Source organism: Bacteroides sp. AF29-11 (assembly GCF_003602895.1).
Classification (GTDB): Bacteria; Bacteroidota; Bacteroidia; order Bacteroidales; family Bacteroidaceae; genus Bacteroides; species Bacteroides uniformis.
This window is the reverse complement of record NZ_QTLY01000006.1, coordinates 36,868-55,014: the sequence shown is the minus strand read 5'-3', so window position 1 is coordinate 55,014 and position 18,147 is coordinate 36,868. Positions and strand designations below refer to the sequence as shown.

The window sequence follows — 18,147 nt, the reverse complement described above, 5'->3', positions numbered from 1 at the left end:
TTGGCTGCGCTGTAATTCCGCATGGTAAATTGTAAATTGTCAAATCGTAAATCCTTTTATCTGTCAATATCTGGTACTACATAATCCAATGTTCCGCCAATGGCAATAAGGTCGGCGATTTTAGCTCCGCGGCAAATCGTATTTACGGTCGATACCAATGGCAAGCCCGTACTGCGGAAATGCAGGCGGTAAGGCATCTTGTCGCCGTGGCTTTCGAGGAAGACGCCGAACTCACCGCGGCTACCTTCTACGGCTGCATAATAAGTGCCTTCCGGTACGCGGATAATAGGTTTCATCTTTTCCTGGTAGGCTCCTTCCGGGATGTTGTCTATCAGTTGCTCGATAATCTTCAGGCTCTCCAGAATTTCATCCATACGGATAAGGTAGCGTGCCCATGAATCGCCTTCGGTGCGGATGATTTCTTTAAAGTCCACCTTGTCATATACGGCATATGGCATACGCTTACGCACGTCGCAGGCCCATCCGCTGGCGCGTCCGGTGCCTCCGGTAGCTCCAAAGGCGATGGCATCTTCCCGTGAGAGTATACCCACACCTTTCAGACGTTGCTGGGCAATGATGTTCCCGGTGAATACGTCGTGATATTCGTGTAGGATACCGCGGAGGTAGGGGATAAACTCCTTCACTTTCTTTACGAAGCCGGGAGCAATGTCTGCCTGCACGCCACCGATGGTGTTGTAGTTCATGATGAGGCGTCCACCGCAAGTTTCCTCAAAGATGTCGAGTATCTTTTCGCGGTCGCGGAAACCGTAGAAGAAGGCCGTTAATGCACCCAGGTCCATAGCAAGACAAGAATAGAACAGCAGGTGAGAGTCTATTCGCTGCAACTCGTCCATGATGGTACGTATGTACTGCACGCGTTCGCTTACTTCCACGCCCATTGCCTTTTCGATACACATGCACAAGGCATGGCGGTTCTGGTGTGCGCCCAGGTAGTCCAGACGGTCGGTCAGAGCCAAGGTCTGCGGATAGGTCAGGCTTTCGCACATCTTCTCGATACCCCGGTGGATGTAGCCGCAGTTGGCATCAATCTTGTCGATGATTTCACCCTCCAATGATACACGGAAACGCATTACGCCGTGGGTGGCCGGATGTTGGGGACCGATGTTCACCACATATTCCTCATCACCGAAAAGTTGCATCTCCTTATTCTTGATGCTACCGTCGGGATTCAGCTCCAATTCCATGGTAGTGTCCACCGTTTCTTCGTTGTCCATACGCAACGGATTATCTTTTTCCGGCTCATTGTCTTTACGCATGGGATAGCCTACCCAGTCATTGCGCAGATAGAGTCGGCGCATATCCGGATGACCAATGAAAACGATGCCGTAAAAGTCGTAGACTTCGCGCTCGTTGAAATCCGCAGCTTTCCAGATATCGCTGACGGAAGGAAGTTCGGGATGTTCCCGGTTTAGAGTGGCGGTGCGTACCGCTATCCGTTCGCCGGTAACAGTAGATTCCAACAGATAGACTACGCCGAGTCCGCGGGGGGTGTCCGGTGCGTCTTTCTCGTCGGGTATTCCCCAATCCATACCGCTGAGGCATTCCAGGAAGTCCATTTGTTTCTCTTTCCGCAGACGCAGCATTTCGTCGTGCAGGACTGAGGGCTCTATGTATTTTATTTCCATATTTTTAAGTACTGATTAGTGGTTCTCTTCTTTTCTGTTTACTCCACCGAAGTATTTCTCTATTTTCACTTTACGCTGCAATTGCATCATGCCGTAGTAGAATGCTTCCGGACGCGGAGGACAACCGGGAATGTAGACATCCACCGGCAGAATCTTGTCCACACCGTTCACCACGTGATAGGATTTCTTGAACGGGCCTCCGCTGACGGCACAGCCGCCTACGGCTACTACATATTTCGGATCGGCCATCTGGTCGTAAAGACGTTTCAGAACGGGAGCCATCTTGTTGGTTATTGTTCCGCAAACCATAATCATGTCTGCCTGGCGCGGACTGGCACGGGCTACCTCGAACCCGAAGCGCGCCATATCGTAGCGGGCTGCGCCGAGGGCCATGAATTCGATACCGCAACAGCTGGTTGCAAACGTAAGAGGCCACAGTGAGTTGCTGCGTCCCCAGTTGACGAAATCGTCCAGTACGCCAAGGGCGACATTGGCGCCTCCGGCATTAAGTTCCCGAACCAGTTTCTCCAACGTTTCGTTGTCTGTAAACTCCTCATAAGGGATAGATTTAATTTTCGGTTTCTTTGTTACTTCCATTCCAAAGCTCCTTTCCTCCAGGCATAAGCAAGGCCCAGAATCAATATAATCAGGAAAAATAAAACACTGAAAAGTCCTGCCACGCCAAGTTCGCGGGTGATGACTGCCCAAGGGAACAAAAATACCGTTTCCACTTCGAACATCAGGAACAAGATGGCAAACAGATAGTAACCTACCCGGAATTGCATCCACGATTTACCGCGGGTAGGGATACCACACTCGTACGGCTCCATCTTCTGTGCATTGTACGAACGGGGTGCTATCGCATTGGAGAGCGCGATGACGATACCCACGAAAGCGATTGCCGTCAATAAGACGACCACTAACAAAGTAAAGTTCATAAACCTGATAAGATTTTAGATATATAATAATAGATACATCGCACCGGAGGACAAAACCTCTGAATTGTTGTCCGGTGAGTCAGGGGCAAGCGTCTGCGCTTGCAGGCCTTCTAAATGATAATCTTTCTTAGCCCGAACACGTAATAATTCGCGTCGGGTACGGGATGAGGAGACAGATTCAACAAACGGTCGCATTCCGGTGCATAGGCATGCTGCTGCATCTTGTAGATGTACATGCGCAGGAGTACGCTTTTGTTGGTTGGTACTTGCGTATGGTCCACATGCTCTATGCAGAGGGAGTTTGGTGAAAACAAGTCGTAGAACTTCTGGACTGCTTGTTGGGTGGTAGGAGCTTGTGACAGCGTGCAGCATTCTACTTGTCGGGTGGCAGGAACGCACAAAATGTCTACAGCTCCGGTTGCACTGTCGTGCAATAGGGCTGCAAAGATTATGATTAAACAGTATTTAATGCATTGCTTCATACCACAGATCTCTCTTTTCAAGGGGGCAAAGATATAACAAGTATTGTTCATTTTGCTATCCCCGCATAACAAAAAATGGTTATTTTTACACTTTTTATCCTAAATCAATTCCGTTTCCAGAAATCCGGAGTGAAAAGTAGCAGTACGGTAAATAACTCAAGACGACCCAGAAGCATTAAAAAGGATAACAGCCATTTGGCTACGTCGGGCAGGGCGTTCCACGAATAGGCAGGTCCGGTTTCGCCTAACCCGGGTCCCATATTGCCGATACTGGAAATAACGCAACCCAACGATTCCGCAGTTCCTACTCCCATAGCCATCATCAGCAATGTACTGACGATGATGATAATCAGGTAGATGAAACAAAAAGCCAGTACGGTGGAGACTATGGAGGGAGGTATAACCTGCTTGTTTATCCGAATCGGAAGAACAGCATTGGGATGTAGGATATGCTTGAACTCATTTCGCGATACTTTGGTAAGAATCACCATGCGTATGCATTTCAGGCCGCCGGTGGTACTGCCTGCGCAAGCCCCCATCAGCATGATAATGGTAAACAGTCCCCAAAGTACGGGTGTCCATTTCATGTAGTCGTCTGTTGCAAAGCCGGTGGATGTCTGGAGGGAAATCACCTGGAACAGGGATTTACGGAAGGACTCTTCCATTCCCATGCGACTGGTATAATAGAGTACGAGCGCTATGATGGCGGTAAAGAGTACGACTGAACCGAAATAGAATTTCAGCTCGGCATTGCTGATGAACTTCTTGAATTTCCGGTTGACGAACAATAATAATAAGGTGAAGTTGATGCCGGAGATGAACATGAAAATGGAGATTACATATTCTATGTAAGGAGAATTGTAGTGGGCGACGCTTGCCTGCTTGGTGGAAAAACCACCGGTGCCGGTAGTGGCAAAAGCATGACAGATGCTGTCGAACCAGTCCATACCTCCAAGCATCAGCAGGCCGACAAGCAGAGCTGTTATGCCGGCATAGATACTCCAAATCCATTTGGCGGTTATGCCGATGCGCGGATGCACCTTGTCATGCGTAGGACCGCTTGCTTCGGCGGCGAATACCTGCAGGCCACTGACTCCGAAGATGGGAAGCACTGCAATGGTGAACATGATGATTCCCAAGCCGCCAATCCACTGTGTCATACTGCGCCAGAACAGTATTCCATGAGGAAGTGACTCGATGTCGTCCAAGATGGTGGCACCCGTACTGCTGAAACCGGACATGGTTTCGAAGAATGCATTGGCAATGTCGGGTATGTATCCGCCTATATAGAAAGGCAGCATTCCGAAAAGAGAGAATGCCACCCAGGCAAAGCTGACCAGTACATATCCGTCACGGCGCGTCAGTTGCCGTTCGCCTCCCTTGCCGAGAGCTGCCAGCAATAAGCCTACCCCTGCTGTGATGCCTCCTGCTTTCCAGAAATCGAGCATATCGCTTTCTCTGTAGTAGAAGGACACGCCCGAACAGACCAGAAACATGACTGTTTCCAGCAATAGCAGAATACCGATAATCCGTATGATTGTCTTGAAGTTAATCATTTACCAACTACTCATTCTCAATTAGTTAAAGTATTTTTCGATTTTCTTAATCATCATGTTCAGGCAGAATACCACTACATGGTCACCCGGCTGTATCAGGGTGTTACCCATAACCACAACGCCTTCCCCCTGGCGGATAAGTCCGCCGATGGTGGCTCCTTTCGGGAGGCCGAGGTCTTTTACCGGATGTTTGGTAATCTTCGAGCCGGCCTTAACGGTAAATTCCGCTACATCGGCATTGGCAAAGGTCAGGCATTTCACGTTGCTGACGTCCGCATCCAGCATCATCTGGTAGATGTGGCTGGCAGCAATCATCTTTTTGTTGATGACGGTGCCGATGTCAAGGCTTTCGGCCATGCCTATGTAGTCGATGTTCTCCACTTCCGCTACGGTTTTGCTGACTCCCATGCGTTTGGCGGCAAGGCAGGCCAGGATATTAGTCTCCGAGTTGCCGGTCAAGGCAACGAAGGCTTCCGTATTTTTCAGTCCCTCTTCCACAAGCAGGTCCATATCCCGTCCGTCGCCATTGATAATCATGGTACGGTCGTCAAGCAGCTCGGTCAGGCGGTTGCAGCGGTTCAGGTCGTTGTCCACGATTTTCACCTGCATGTAGTCCGGGACATATTGGGCGGTGCGTACGGCAATCCGGCTTCCACCCATAATCATTACGTTGCGCACATCGGCATAATCTTCTTTGCCGGCTATCTTGCGGATGTAGGGGACGTATTTTCGTGTGGTGGTGAAGTATACGATGTCATGTAGCTTGATGGTATCGTCACCACGGGGAATCAGTGTTTCGCTTCCCCGTTTGATGGCTACCACGTGATAGGGCAGCTCCGGTCCGCCCAACTCATGGAGGGGGATGTTCAGTATCTCGGCTTTTTCGCGCATCTTGGTGCCTATCAGTATCAAGGCTCCTCCGCAGAACTCCCACCATTGGCGTACCCAGCTCATGCGGATGGAGGACACGATTTCCTTGGCGGCAAGCATTTCCGGGTAGATGAGTGAATCGACGCCCAGCTTCTGGAAAAATTCCTTGTTTTTGGGCAGCAGGTATTCGTAGTTGTCAATACGGGCTACGGTCTTTTGTGCTCCCAGATTGTTTGCCAGCATGCATGCGGTCATGTTCCGGCTTTCATCGGGGGTGACGGCTATGAACAAGTCTGCCTCTCCCACTCCCACTTCTTTCAAGCCTTTTATGGAGGTAGGGGAGGCCGTAGCCGTCATCAAGTCAAAGTTGGAGTTCAGTGTGCTCAACTTGTCTTCGTTGTCGTCCATCAGAATGATGTCCTGCTTCTCGCGGGACAGCAATTTGGCCAAGTGTGTGCCTACTGCGCCGGCACCTGCAATAATTATTTTCACTTTCTTTATGGAAATGAAGAATGAGGAATGAAGAATGAAGAATTTGCCATGCGGCGTGCTTGCATCGCGTAGCTGAATTCTTCATTCCTCATTCCTCATTCTTAATTAATAATGTATAAATTCCTTCTTCGTCCATTTCGCAAAGATGATACAACTCTTGTATGGTGCCGTGTTCTATGAAGGCATCGGGTACACCGATACGCCTGATATGGGGAATATAGTCATTGTCCGCCATGAACTCCAGTACGGCACTGCCCATTCCTCCTTTTTTGACACCGTCTTCTATGGTGACGACATGCTGGAAGTTGAGTCCTACCTCGTGCAGCAGGGCTTCGTCGAGCGGCTTGAGAAAACGCAGGTCGTAGTGGGCTATGGAGATTCCTTTGTCCTTCTCCGCACGCTCTATGGCACGTGCGGCCACGTTGCCTATGGGACCGAGGGTGATGACTGCCAGGTCTTTGCCTTCTTTCAGTCTGCGCCCTTTGCCTACGGGGATTTCTTCCAGCGGACATTTCCAATCCAGCAATACGCCGCGTCCGCGGGGATAGCGGATGACGAACGGACCTTGGTCCGGCAACTGTGCCGTGTACATCAGGCGGCGCAATTCATGTTCGTCCATCGGTGAAGATATGGTCAGGTTGGGAATCGGACGGAAATAGGCCAGGTCGAAAACTCCATGGTGTGTCGGTCCGTCTTCTCCTACCAGTCCGGCGCGGTCCAGGCAAAGTACGACGGGGAGGCGGAGCAGGGCGATGTCATGGATGACATTATCGTATGCCCGCTGCATGAAGGAGGAGTAGATGTTGCAGAAAGGTTGCATTCCTTCTTTAGCCATACCGCCCGAGAAAGTGGCTGCATGCCCTTCGGCAATACCCACATCGAAGGCACGGTCGGGCATGGTGTCCATCAGCTTGTTCATGGAGCAGCCGGTGGGCATGGCGGGGGTTACTCCGACGATTTTCGGATTTTCCTTTGCCAGTTCTACCAGCGTTTCCCCAAACACGTCCTGGAAAAGCGGAGGCAAATTGCTGGTGTCCACCTTGAGGCGTTCTCCGGTTTCCGGATCGAACTTGCCCGGTGCATGCCAGATATCGGGATTCTTCTCGGCAGGTTCGAATCCTTTTCCTTTTACAGTGTGCAGATGCAGTATTTTCGGTCCCTGCATATCTTTGATGTCCCGTAGGACACGGGCTATGTTTTTCACATCGTGTCCGTTGATAGGGCCGAAGTAGCGGATGTTCATCCCTTCAAAGATATTCTGCTGTTGGGCGGCCATTGATTTCAGACTGTTGGCGAAGCGAATCAGCGCTTTGCGGCGGTCCTCGTTCAAAAGTCCCATTTTGAACAGCAGTCTGGATGTCTTGAAGCGCAGCTGGTTATAGCGGTTGCTGGTAGTCAGGTTGAAAAGGTACTGCTTCATGCCGCCTACACTTCTGTCTATCGACATATCATTGTCGTTGAGAATGATAAGAAGGTTGTTAGGGGTAGACGAAGCGTTGTTCAGTCCTTCGAAAGCCAGGCCGCCGCTCATGCTTCCGTCGCCGATGATGGCCACTACATGGCGGTCCTTTTCGCCTTTTTCGGCAGCGGCAACAGCCATGCCAAGGGCGGCGGAGATTGAATTTGACGCATGTCCGCAGGTGAATGTGTCATAATCGCTTTCCTCTGGTGAGGGAAAAGGACGAACTCCCTTGAATTTACGGTTGGTGGAGAATGCTTCACGGCGTCCGGTCAGTATCTTGTGCCCGTACGCCTGATGGCCTACATCCCAGACTATGCGGTCGTACGGAGTATTGAATACATAGTGCAAGGCAACGGTCAGCTCTACCGTGCCCAGGCTGGCAGCGAAATGTCCGGGGTTACACGAAACCTCCTTTATAATGTCTTGCCTCAATTCTTTACAGACTTCAGGAAGCTCTTCTACGCTGAGTTGGCGTAAATCCTCGGGAAATGTAATGGTGTTAAGCAAGTTATATGTTGTTGGTTCTGTTCTCATTTCTGATCTGAAGATTACAAAATGCAAAAATAGCAAAAGAAAACGGATGACGGGAAGTTTTAGAAGGAAAAAAAGCCTCTTTTGTTCACTTCGGTTTTTACTTTCTCTTTGCATACGCCACATTTCTCGTTCAGCCTGCCTATGGTTAAGGGAAAAGATACTTGATGGTAAATCGTTCCTCCATGGAGAAAATATTGTTCCATCCTAGGGGAAAAATCGTTCCACCATGGTGGAACGATTTTTTCTCCATATAGGAATGATTTAATTTTGGTAGGCAAAGATATTAATCCTTTCAAAGATTGACTTGTACTCTCGTATGTGTGCATCTATGATAAGAGATGCTTTAAATTTAATGTTTGTTGAAAAATGCAACTTAATAAATTATTTATTGCAACTTTTTTGAGATTTTGGTTGTTATCTGATATAGTATTATGTATATTTGCGAAGTAGAATATGTCCTATTTATCAATATGTTATACAATTTTGAGTTGTATATAATGATATTCTTAGTTGTAATATGTGTCGGCATGGGGTGTAATCACGAATTGTTAAATGAATAAACAATGAATGATATGAAGAAAAAGCTCAACTTTGGAATTTTGGCTATTATGGGCGTAGTGGTTTTTTCCGCTTGCGGTTCTGATAGCGATCTGTTCAACCCGGAAAAGGCGGCAGCTAAGAAAGAGGCACAGTATGCATCGGCTTTTGTGCAGAGGTATGGAGAAATTGCAGTTGATCAGGATTGGGGATTTGGGGTAACACCGACAACGCGTGTTGCTAACACTAATAGCAATCAATGGAAAGATTTTACGGAAGTACCGGGGAGTGTTACGGCTACAGAAAAAGAAGTGGTTACGGAATGGTTTAAAACATATCGGAATCCACAATCCATTGGGGGGGATTGGACCGACTTTTTTGTTCAACATGTAAGTGGCTCACACTCTAATATGGATTTTTTGGTTGCGGCATCAGATGACCATATCAATAATTTTAATGCTACTGAGGGGGCTATAATGCTAATGCAGAATAGTGGAACGTCTTCTTTTGGCTATAGGGCTTCTCTGGATGGTAAAATGCACTATAATTATACTATACAATATATTGAGGGTGCTTATTATGTGGGATTTGACTTTGAAGCTACCGGACAGAACCCAAATCAACAAGTGGCTGCAGATGGATATTATAGTGATTGGATTGTGAAGATCTCTCCGGCCGTATATACGAATGCGTACAGAATCATAGCAGAAGACCTTGGAGACAGTGATGATTTTGACTTCAACGATGTCGTGTTTGATGTAGCGACCAATGGAGGAGCAACTATCATTACCCTGCAGGCTGCGGGTGGTACTTTGCCTTTGTATATTGAGGTAGGCGGTGATAGCCGTGAAGTTCATGGACTCTTTGGCGTTTCTAATACTACAATGGTAAATACAGGTGCTGGGGCAACTAAGGCTCCGCTGATGTACAGAGTTAACGGTACCGGTGCCGTAAATATCAAAGTGGAAGGCCAAAATGCTGAAGTATATACACTGAAAGCAGAGATTGGCAAAGCTCCGCAGAAGATACGTGTAGAGACAAGATATGAATGGACTACTGAGCGTCAGGCTATTAATGATAAATATCCAGGTTTTGCAGATTGGGTGGCTGATCCTACGGCTAATTGGTATTAATAGAATATATAGTATTTTTATTTAAGGCAGATGATATAATGAGAGGTTATATCACCTGCCTTTTTTATATTGAAATTTACTATCTTTGTGGCGTAGCAAGCAGTTGGTACATCATTTTTTCAGAGAAAGTGAATGGTTTATTTATTTCGAACTTATGAATCTTTATACGCCTGTAGAAGTAGTTTCCAGTATGCCCCTTCTTTCGCAAGAGAATAATCTGTTGCTGATGGGTTCTTGTTTTGCGTCCGAGATGGGGCAAAGGCTGGCGGATGCCAAGTTCCGTTGTGACGTCAATCCTTATGGTGTGCTTTATAATCCGTTTTCCATTTCTGCGGCATTGCGTGAAATCATTGCGGGCAGATGCTACAATGAAAACGATATTTTCCTCTTTCATGAACTTTGGCACAGTGCCATGCATCATGGTAGCTTTTCCTCAGTCTCTGCAGAGGAAACATTGGCAGGTATTAACGGGCGTTTGAAAAGCGCCCATGAAAGGCTGGACCGGTTGGATTGTCTGCTGCTGACTTTCGGATCTGCCTGGGTTTATGAAAATAAAAAGACGGGAACTGTAGTTGCCAATTGTCATAAGCAACCTGAGTCCTGCTTTACCCGCCGTATGCTTTCTGTCTGTGAAATAGTATCTGACTACACCTCTTTGCTTTCTGGCTTGCTGGCGCGGATTCCCCGGCTGAAAGTATTGTTCACCGTCAGCCCCATCCGCCACGTGCGTGACGGAATGCATGCCAACCAGCTCAGTAAAGCTACCCTGCTACTTGCCGTGAACCAGTTGCAAGCCACTTTCCCGGAACATGTTTTCTATTTTCCGGCTTATGAGCTGCTGCTCGACGAGCTTCGTGACTATCGCTTCTATGCAGAAGACATGGTGCATCCTTCCGAAACAGCCATTCGCTATGTCTGGGAACGGTTTACCCGGTCGTGCATCTCTGCCGATGCGTTACGGATTATGGAAGAAAGTGAAAATATCCGTAAGATGTTGTCACATAAGCCATTTTATCCCGCTTCAGAAGAGTATAAGCGTTTTTTAGGACAAATTGTGTTAAAAATAGACCAACTTAACGGAAAATACCCGTACTTAGATTTCCAAAAAGAGAGAGAAATATGTCGTATTCGATTGAAAGCATAACCGAAAGTATTGGCGCACGGCGTATGGGAAACGCGCCGGCTACCATAGACTGGCTGCTCACTGACAGCCGTTCCCTGAATTTTCCTGAGGAAACATTATTCTTTGCCTTGACCACCAAGAGGAATGACGGTGCGCGCTATATTGCAGATTTATATGCCCGTGGAGTACGTAATTTTGTGCTTAGCGAAGAAAGCTTTAGATTAATGGACAATGGACAATTGACAATTGACAATGCTATGCAGCGTGATGATGCGCAGTCAATTGTTAATTATCTCATTGTTCCCAACCCGCTGAAAGCCTTGCAAAAACTGGCGGAACAGCATCGGAACCGGTTCCAGATACCGGTCATCGGTATTACGGGAAGCAACGGTAAGACTGTTGTGAAGGAATGGCTGCACCAGTTGCTCAGTCCGGAACGTGCCATTATCCGTTCTCCCCGCAGTTATAACTCCCAGATTGGAGTGCCTTTGTCTGTGTGGCAGATGAACGAACAGTCCGAACTTGCTATTTTTGAAGCCGGTATTTCCGAGCCGGGGGAAATGCGTGCTTTGCAGAACATCATCAAGCCTACCATAGGTATCCTGACCAATATAGGAGGGGCTCACCAGGAAAATTTCTTCTCGTTGCAGGAGAAATGCATGGAGAAGCTGACGCTTTTCAAGAATTGTGATGTAGTGATTTATAATGGTGACGATGAGTTCGTCAGCAACTGTGTGGCGAAGTCCATGCTGTCTGCACGTGAGATTGCGTGGAGCCGGAAAGATATGGAACGTCCTCTATATATAAGTAAGGTGGAGAAACGGGATGACTGTACTGTCATTTCCTATCGCTATCTGGATATGGACAATACGTTTACTCTACCGTTCATAGATGATGCTTCCATCGAGAATTCGCTGAACTGCCTGGCCGCATGCCTCTATCTGATGCTTCCTGCCGAACAGATTACAGAACGTATGGCAAGGCTGGAACCCATCGCCATGCGGCTGGAAGTCAAGGAGGGAAAAAACAACTGTCTGTTGATTAACGACAGTTATAATTCTGACCTTGGCTCATTGGATATTGCACTCGATTTTCTTTACCGTCGTTCGCAAAGTAAGGGATTGAGGCGGACTTTGGTTCTTTCGGATATATTGGAGACCGGTCAGAACACGCTGACACTTTACCGACAAGTGGCACAGCTGGTAAACAGCCGTGGCATTGAACGCATCATAGGTGTAGGAAATGAAATATCTTCCTGCGCTGCACGCTTTAATATAGAGAAGACCTTTTATCCGGATACAGCGGCCTTGATACGTGCCATTCAGCGTGGGGAACTTCGCCTTGAAAACGAAATTATTCTGATTAAGGGTGCACGTAAGTTCGGTTTTGACTCCTTGACGGAAGTATTGGAGAAGAAGGTGCACGAAACCATTCTGGAGGTTAATCTTGGAGCGATGATTGCCAATCTGAACTATTATCGTGGCAAGCTGAAGCCGGAAACAAAGATGGTCTGCATGGTGAAAGCCTCCGCTTACGGTGCAGGTTCTTACGAGATAGCCAAGACCTTGCAGGAACATCATGTCGATTATCTTGCCGTGGCGGTTGCCGACGAAGGCTCCGAACTCCGTAAAGCGGGCATCACTGCGAACATCATTATCATGAATCCTGAGATGACTGCTTTCAAGACCATGTTCGATTACAAGCTGGAGCCCGAAGTATATAGCTTCCATCTGCTGGACGCTTTGATTAAAGAAGCGGAAAAGGAAGGTATCACAAACTTCCCCATCCACATAAAGCTGGATACCGGTATGCACCGCCTGGGGTTTGCTCCGGAGGACATGCCCCGGCTGATAGAGCGGCTGAAGGGACAGAATGCCGTGATTGCCCGTTCCGTCTTCTCGCATTTGGTAGGGAGCGATTCGCAACAATTCGACAGTTTTACACGCCGGCAGATAGAAATGTTCGAGAAAGCGTCCATGGAATTGCAGGAGGCTTTTCCGCATAAGATACTTCGCCATATCTGCAATTCCGCAGGTATCGAGCGTTTCCCCGGGGCGCAATTCGATATGGTGCGCCTGGGTATCGGCCTCTATGGTGTCAATCCCATAGACAATTCTATTATGAATAATGTGAGCACGTTGAAGACTACCATCCTCCAGATACGTGATGTTCCCGAAGAGGATACGGTGGGGTATAGCCGGAAAGGGCATCTCACCCGTCCGTCGCGTATAGCGGCTCTTCCCATCGGTTACGCCGACGGCCTGAACCGCCATCTTGGAAATGGACATGCTTATTGTCTTGTAAACGGCCAACGGGCAGCCTATGTAGGGAATATCTGCATGGATGTCTGTATGATTGACGTGACGGACATTGATTGCAAGGAGGGTGACAGTGTGGAAATTTTTGGTGACCATCTGCCTATAACCGTTCTTTCCGATGTACTCGAAACTATTCCTTATGAGGTGTTGACAAGCGTTTCTACGCGGGTAAAACGTATTTATTATCAAGACTGAAGATAGGGGGCAGGGATTAGGGATTAGGGATTGCGATAAAATTAATCCTTAATCCTTAATCCCTAATCCTTAATTTTCCTATCTTTGCACTATAATTAATCAGATATAACTATGACAAACTTACTTTTATTAGGCTTTCTGCCCAGCGGTTCCGAATGGATAATTATTGCATTGGTCATCTTACTGTTGTTTGGTGGTAAGAAAATTCCCGAATTGATGCGTGGTTTGGGCAAAGGAGTGAAGAGCTTCAAGGATGGCGTGAATGAAGCCAAAGAAGAGATAAACAAGGCTCAGGAAGATTTGGATAAACCGGCTGAAAAGAAATAAAGGAACAAGGGTATTTACTATTTGACAATTTACTATTTACTATTTGATACTCTGAGAAGTTCAGGAGTATGGGTAGGCTTGTTGCCTTTTCCACAGCGCAGCCCAAATAGTAAATTGTCAAATAGTAAATCCCCACAGCGCAGCCCAAATAGTAAATAGTAAATTGTCAAATAGTAAATCCCTTTATGTCAGAAAAAGAACTAACCTTTTGGGACCACTTGGACGAGTTGCGCCGGGTGTTGTTTCGTGTACTCGGTGTGTGGTTTGTATTGGCTATCGGTTATTTTATTGCCATGCCTTATCTGTTTGACAATGTGATATTGGCTCCTTGCCATAACGACTTCATTTTCTATGACTTGCTGCGCTGGATAGGGCAGAGACTGGACTTGCAGGATGAATTCTTTACCCAGGAGTTTCATGTGAAGCTCGTCAATATCAATCTTGCCGCACCGTTCTTTGTCCACATGTCTACCGCTTTCTGGATGTCGGTGGTAACGGCTGCTCCTTATATTTTCTATGAAATCTGGCGCTTTGTAAGCCCTGCACTCTATCCAAACGAGCGTAAAGGGGTGAGGAAAGCGCTGGGTATAGGTACGGTGATGTTCTTTATCGGTGTGTTGCTGGGGTATTTTATGGTCTATCCGCTGACATTGCGTTTCCTTTCCACTTATCAATTGAGCGCAGCCATCGAGAATCAAATTTCCCTGAACTCGTACATCGACAATTTCATGATGTTGGTGCTTTGCATGGGACTGGCATTCGAACTGCCGCTGGTGACATGGCTGCTTTCCCTGCTGGGACTGGTGCACAAGACCTTTTTGCGGAAATACCGCCGTCATGCTGTTGTCATCATTGTTATTGCCTCGGCCATCATTACTCCGACCGGTGACCCGTTTACCTTGACAGTAGTGGCGGTGCCGCTTTATCTGCTCTATGAGTTGAGTATCCTGATGATAAAGGATAAAAAGACTGATGATGAAGCGGAAGAAGTGGAGACAGAGGAATGATGGATTGTGAAGTAAAGGAATATTTTAGTATATTGCTGGAAGCCTGCCACGTTGAGGAAATCTCCTTGGACGTGGCCTATCGGCAATTGCGCGAGTTGCTGGAGCGTTTGTGCCGTACACAGATGCCCGACGGCAGCTTGCAGATGACGGACCTTTCTGCACGTATCAGTTTCGTGGCTTCGAAGGTCGGACTTTCCACCGTGGAACAGAACCGTCTGCATACCTTCCGGCTGACCTCCAATGCTATTCTGAACCGCCAGGCGGAACCGCAACGTGAACAGTTGTTGCGTGATGCCAAGACACTGGCATTCTTTGTCAAGCGCTTGACGGGGGAGGAGATACCTGCCGAACTTTATCGCCTGCTACCCCGTGCGGATGCCACCTATATAGTGGCACCGCCTGTCAAAGAGCGGATAAAGCGCATGCGCGTCTGTTTTCAGTATGCCGATGATACTTATTTATATGTACTGCCCGTAGACACTGTGGCCGATGAGCCGTTGCGTGTCCGTTATAATGTACCTCAGATTAATGAAGAGTTTGCAGAAACCTGCCGGATTCTGTGGCGGCATGCCCAGGTCAATCTGCTGGATGTTACGGTGGACGAAGTCGGTATACTCACCCCTTCCTTTATTATACTTGAGCCCGATTACTTGATAGACATCAGTTCGCTTGCCGAATGCTTCAAGGATTACGGGCATCATCCTGCCAACTATATTCTGGCACGGCTCCAGTCGCCAGACAATACCCGTCCGTTACTGTTGGGTAATATTGCCAACCTCTTTCTGGACGAATGGATTCATGCCAAGGAGGCACCCGATTATTTGGCATGCATGAAGAAGGCCTTCCGTTCTTATCCCATCGAGCTGGCAGCATGTGCCGACCTGCGCGACCGGGAGAAGGAAGCCGAATTCTTTTCCGATTGCAAGCGCCATTTCGACAATATCCACCGGACGGTGACAGAAACATTCCGTGCATCCGGCTATGAACTCGATAGGACTGATGCCGTGCTGGAACCCTCTTACATCTGTGAAGCATTGGGTTTGCAAGGGCGTCTGGACTACATGCAGCGGGATATGACCTCGTTCATTGAAATGAAGTCCGGTAAGGCGGACGAGTATTCCATCCGTGGTAAGGTGGAGCCTAAAGAAAACAATAAGGTACAGATGTTGCTCTATCAGGCTGTGTTGGAGTATTCTATGGGAATGGACCATCGACGTGTAAAGGCCTACCTGCTCTATACCCGTTATCCGTTGCTTTATCCGGCACGTCCTTCGTGGGCAATGGTGCGCCGTGTGATGGATGTGCGTAACCGGATTGTAGCCAATGAATATGGCATCCAGTTACGGAATAGCCCACAGTATACGGCAGAGCGCCTGAAAGACATCCATCCGGATACCTTGAATGAGCGCGGTTTGGACAATACCTTGTGGAAACGCTTCCTTTGCCCCTCCATCGATGCCGTAGCGCAACGCATCCGTTCGCTTTCGTCGTTGGAACAAAGCTATTTTTATACGCTCTATAACTTTATAACCAAGGAACTCTATACCTCCAAATCTGGAGATGTGGATTATGAAGGACGTACCGGTGCTGCCGCCCTCTGGCTTTCCACACTGGCTGAGAAATGTGAGGCAGGTGAAATTCTGTACGATTTGGCTATTTGCGAGAATCATGCGGCAGATGCGCATAAACCGTATTTGTCACTCAGAACGAAGCAAATGGTTGCTTCCCGGCAGGAGCGGGTTCTGCCCAATTTCCGTCAGGGTGATGCGGTGGTTCTTTACGAACGGAATACGGATACCGACAACGTTACCAACAAGATGGTGTTTAAAGGTAATATAGAGCGCATATCCGATAACGAGGTCTGTATCCGTCTTCGTGCCACTCAGCAGAATGCGGGTGTATTGCCTGCTGCTAGCCTTTATGCCATAGAGCACGACTATATGGACACCTCCTTTCGTAGCATGTATCTGGGACTTTCCGCTTTCCTTTCTGCCACTCAAAGACGGCGTGATTTGTTGTTGGGGCAGCGCCCTCCCGAGTTCGATGCTTCTTTGGATACTGGTATTGCGACCGTTCCGGATGATTTTTCGCGGATTATTCTAAAAGCGCAGGCTGCCCGCGACTATTTCCTTTTAATCGGTCCGCCGGGTACCGGCAAGACCTCTCGCGCGCTGCGGGGCATGGTAGAAGCCTTTTACCGGGAGGGGAAACAGATTCTACTGCTTTCGTATACCAATCGTGCTGTAGATGAAATCAGTAAGGCGCTGGCTTCCATTGAGCCTGAAATAGACTTTATCCGTTTAGGCAGTGAGTTGTCTTGCGATGACTCATTCCGCCCGTATCTGATTGAGAATGTGTTGGAATCTTGTGCCACTCGGCGGCAGGTGCAGGAGCGCATTGCCCGTTGCCGTGTTTTTGTCGGTACGGTTGCCACGCTTTCTTCCAAGACCGAACTTTTCCGGTTGAAGACTTTTGATGTAGCGATTGTGGATGAGGCTACCCAAATTTTGGAACCACAACTGCTGGGGTTACTCTGTACCCGCAATCCCGCAGGCGCGGATGCCATCGGCAAATTTATTTTGATAGGTGACCATAAGCAGCTACCCGCAGTGGTCTTGCAGTCGTCCGAGCAGTCGGAAGTGTGTGACGAAGCTTTGCAGGCTATCGGATTGTATAATTTGAAAGATTCCCTTTTCGAACGCCTTTATAGGAATCTCTCCAAGGAAAGTGCCAATCGCCAGGCATCAACCTCTCATTCTTCATCTTTTATCCCTCATCCCTCCTACGACATGCTCTGCCGTCAGGGTCGTATGAATATCGAGGTAGCTTTGTTTCCTAACCGGGCTTTTTACGGTGGTCTGTTGGAACCGGTTGGTCTGCCGCACCAGCAGGGAGAGCTGACTCTTGCTCCTGAGCTGTGTGATTGTGAGTTTGCCGGCTTGCTGACTCGTCGTGTCGCTTTTCTGCCTGCCGCAGTCGAACCACCGGCACAGTCGGCCAAGATGAACCATTCGGAGGCGCGGATTGTGGCACGGTTGGCAGCGGCTATCTATCGGCAGTATGCAGCTGTTTCCGGTTTCAACCCGGCTGTCACTTTAGGTGTCATCACTCCTTATCGCAGTCAGATAGCCTTGATTAAGAAAGAGATTGCCGCTTTGGGTATTGCTCCTTTGGAGGATATATTGGTAGACACCGTGGAACGCTTCCAAGGTAGCGAACGGGATGTTATTATCTACTCTTTCTGTGTGAACCGGGCTTATCAGTTGAAGTTTCTGGCAAATATGACGGAGGAAAACGGTACTCGGATTGACCGGAAATTGAATGTTGCCCTTACTCGTGCCCGCAGGCAGATGTTTATGACAGGAGTGCCGCAACTATTGAAACTTAATCCTATTTATGCCGAGCTCTTGTCTGTAGTTTGCCATTCGTAACCGTCTTATTTAGTAAATCTTAAATATTTTCTGCTTCTTTATAGAGTTTATTAATAACGCTGTGTGAGATAAACCATTATCTTTGCATCACGTTTT

13 protein-coding genes are annotated in these 18,147 nt (G+C 48.0%); 6 read left to right on the top strand and 7 right to left on the bottom strand.

The genetic code is table 11. From position 1 onward, the window contains the following. Positions 1-56 precede the first annotated feature (56 nt). The 7 genes from DWZ03_RS11225 to dxs form a co-directional block, all read right to left on the bottom strand. A complete protein-coding gene (locus DWZ03_RS11225; protein WP_008665629.1) occupies positions 57-1,646 on the bottom strand; it encodes an NADH-quinone oxidoreductase subunit D in 1,590 nt (529 codons plus the stop codon). Positions 1,647-1,661: 15 nt separating this feature from the next. After that, a complete protein-coding gene (locus tag DWZ03_RS11220) occupies positions 1,662-2,243 on the bottom strand; it encodes an NADH-quinone oxidoreductase subunit B (RefSeq protein WP_005823959.1) in 582 nt (193 codons plus the stop codon). Beyond that, positions 2,234-2,584, bottom strand: coding sequence for an NADH-quinone oxidoreductase subunit A (locus DWZ03_RS11215; RefSeq protein ID WP_005823956.1), 351 nt, complete (start codon positions 2,582-2,584; stop codon positions 2,234-2,236). The genes DWZ03_RS11220 and DWZ03_RS11215 overlap by 10 nt, the downstream gene beginning before the upstream one ends. A gap of 110 nt (positions 2,585-2,694) precedes the next feature. Beyond that, on the bottom strand, positions 2,695-3,066 hold the full coding sequence (locus tag DWZ03_RS11210; RefSeq protein WP_120130163.1) for a hypothetical protein: 372 nt from the start codon (positions 3,064-3,066) through the stop codon (positions 2,695-2,697). A gap of 104 nt (positions 3,067-3,170) precedes the next feature. Then, positions 3,171-4,622, bottom strand: a complete 1,452-nt coding sequence (locus DWZ03_RS11205; protein WP_120130041.1) for a TrkH family potassium uptake protein — start codon at positions 4,620-4,622, stop codon at positions 3,171-3,173. Between the two features lie 21 nt (positions 4,623-4,643). Beyond that, positions 4,644-5,984, bottom strand: coding sequence for a Trk system potassium transporter TrkA (gene trkA / locus DWZ03_RS11200; RefSeq protein ID WP_009037154.1), 1,341 nt, complete (start codon positions 5,982-5,984; stop codon positions 4,644-4,646). 88 nt (positions 5,985-6,072) lie between these two features. Beyond that, entirely contained in the window at positions 6,073-7,980 is a 1,908-nt protein-coding gene (gene dxs, locus DWZ03_RS11195; RefSeq protein ID WP_120130038.1) for a 1-deoxy-D-xylulose-5-phosphate synthase, read from the bottom strand. 572 nt (positions 7,981-8,552) lie between these two features. On the opposite strand from dxs, the gene DWZ03_RS11190 reads away from it, so the two are divergent. The 6 genes from DWZ03_RS11190 to DWZ03_RS11165 all read left to right on the top strand — a co-directional run bounded on the left by DWZ03_RS11190 (position 8,553) and on the right by DWZ03_RS11165 (position 18,051). Further along, entirely contained in the window at positions 8,553-9,650 is a 1,098-nt protein-coding gene (locus tag DWZ03_RS11190) for a hypothetical protein (RefSeq protein WP_120130160.1), read from the top strand. 154 nt (positions 9,651-9,804) lie between these two features. Beyond that, complete coding sequence (locus tag DWZ03_RS11185; RefSeq protein WP_009037151.1) at positions 9,805-10,794, top strand: GSCFA domain-containing protein; 990 nt, start codon at positions 9,805-9,807, stop codon at positions 10,792-10,794. Next, positions 10,770-13,286: a bifunctional UDP-N-acetylmuramoyl-tripeptide:D-alanyl-D-alanine ligase/alanine racemase gene (locus tag DWZ03_RS11180; protein ID WP_120130035.1), complete on the top strand. Its 2,517-nt coding sequence runs from the start codon at positions 10,770-10,772 to the stop codon at positions 13,284-13,286. The genes DWZ03_RS11185 and DWZ03_RS11180 overlap by 25 nt, the downstream gene beginning before the upstream one ends. A 111-nt stretch (positions 13,287-13,397) precedes the next feature. After that, the gene (locus DWZ03_RS11175) at positions 13,398-13,613 is read left to right on the top strand and encodes a twin-arginine translocase TatA/TatE family subunit (protein ID WP_005823939.1); all 216 of its coding nucleotides are present in this window, start codon (positions 13,398-13,400) and stop codon (positions 13,611-13,613) included. A 185-nt stretch (positions 13,614-13,798) separates the two neighbouring features. Continuing rightward, positions 13,799-14,620, top strand: a complete 822-nt coding sequence (gene tatC / locus DWZ03_RS11170) for a twin-arginine translocase subunit TatC (protein ID WP_005835227.1) — start codon at positions 13,799-13,801, stop codon at positions 14,618-14,620. Continuing rightward, positions 14,620-18,051, top strand: coding sequence for a DEAD/DEAH box helicase (locus DWZ03_RS11165; protein ID WP_165859862.1), 3,432 nt, complete (start codon positions 14,620-14,622; stop codon positions 18,049-18,051). The genes tatC and DWZ03_RS11165 overlap by 1 nt, the downstream gene beginning before the upstream one ends. The last annotated feature ends 96 nt before the right edge of the window (positions 18,052-18,147 follow it).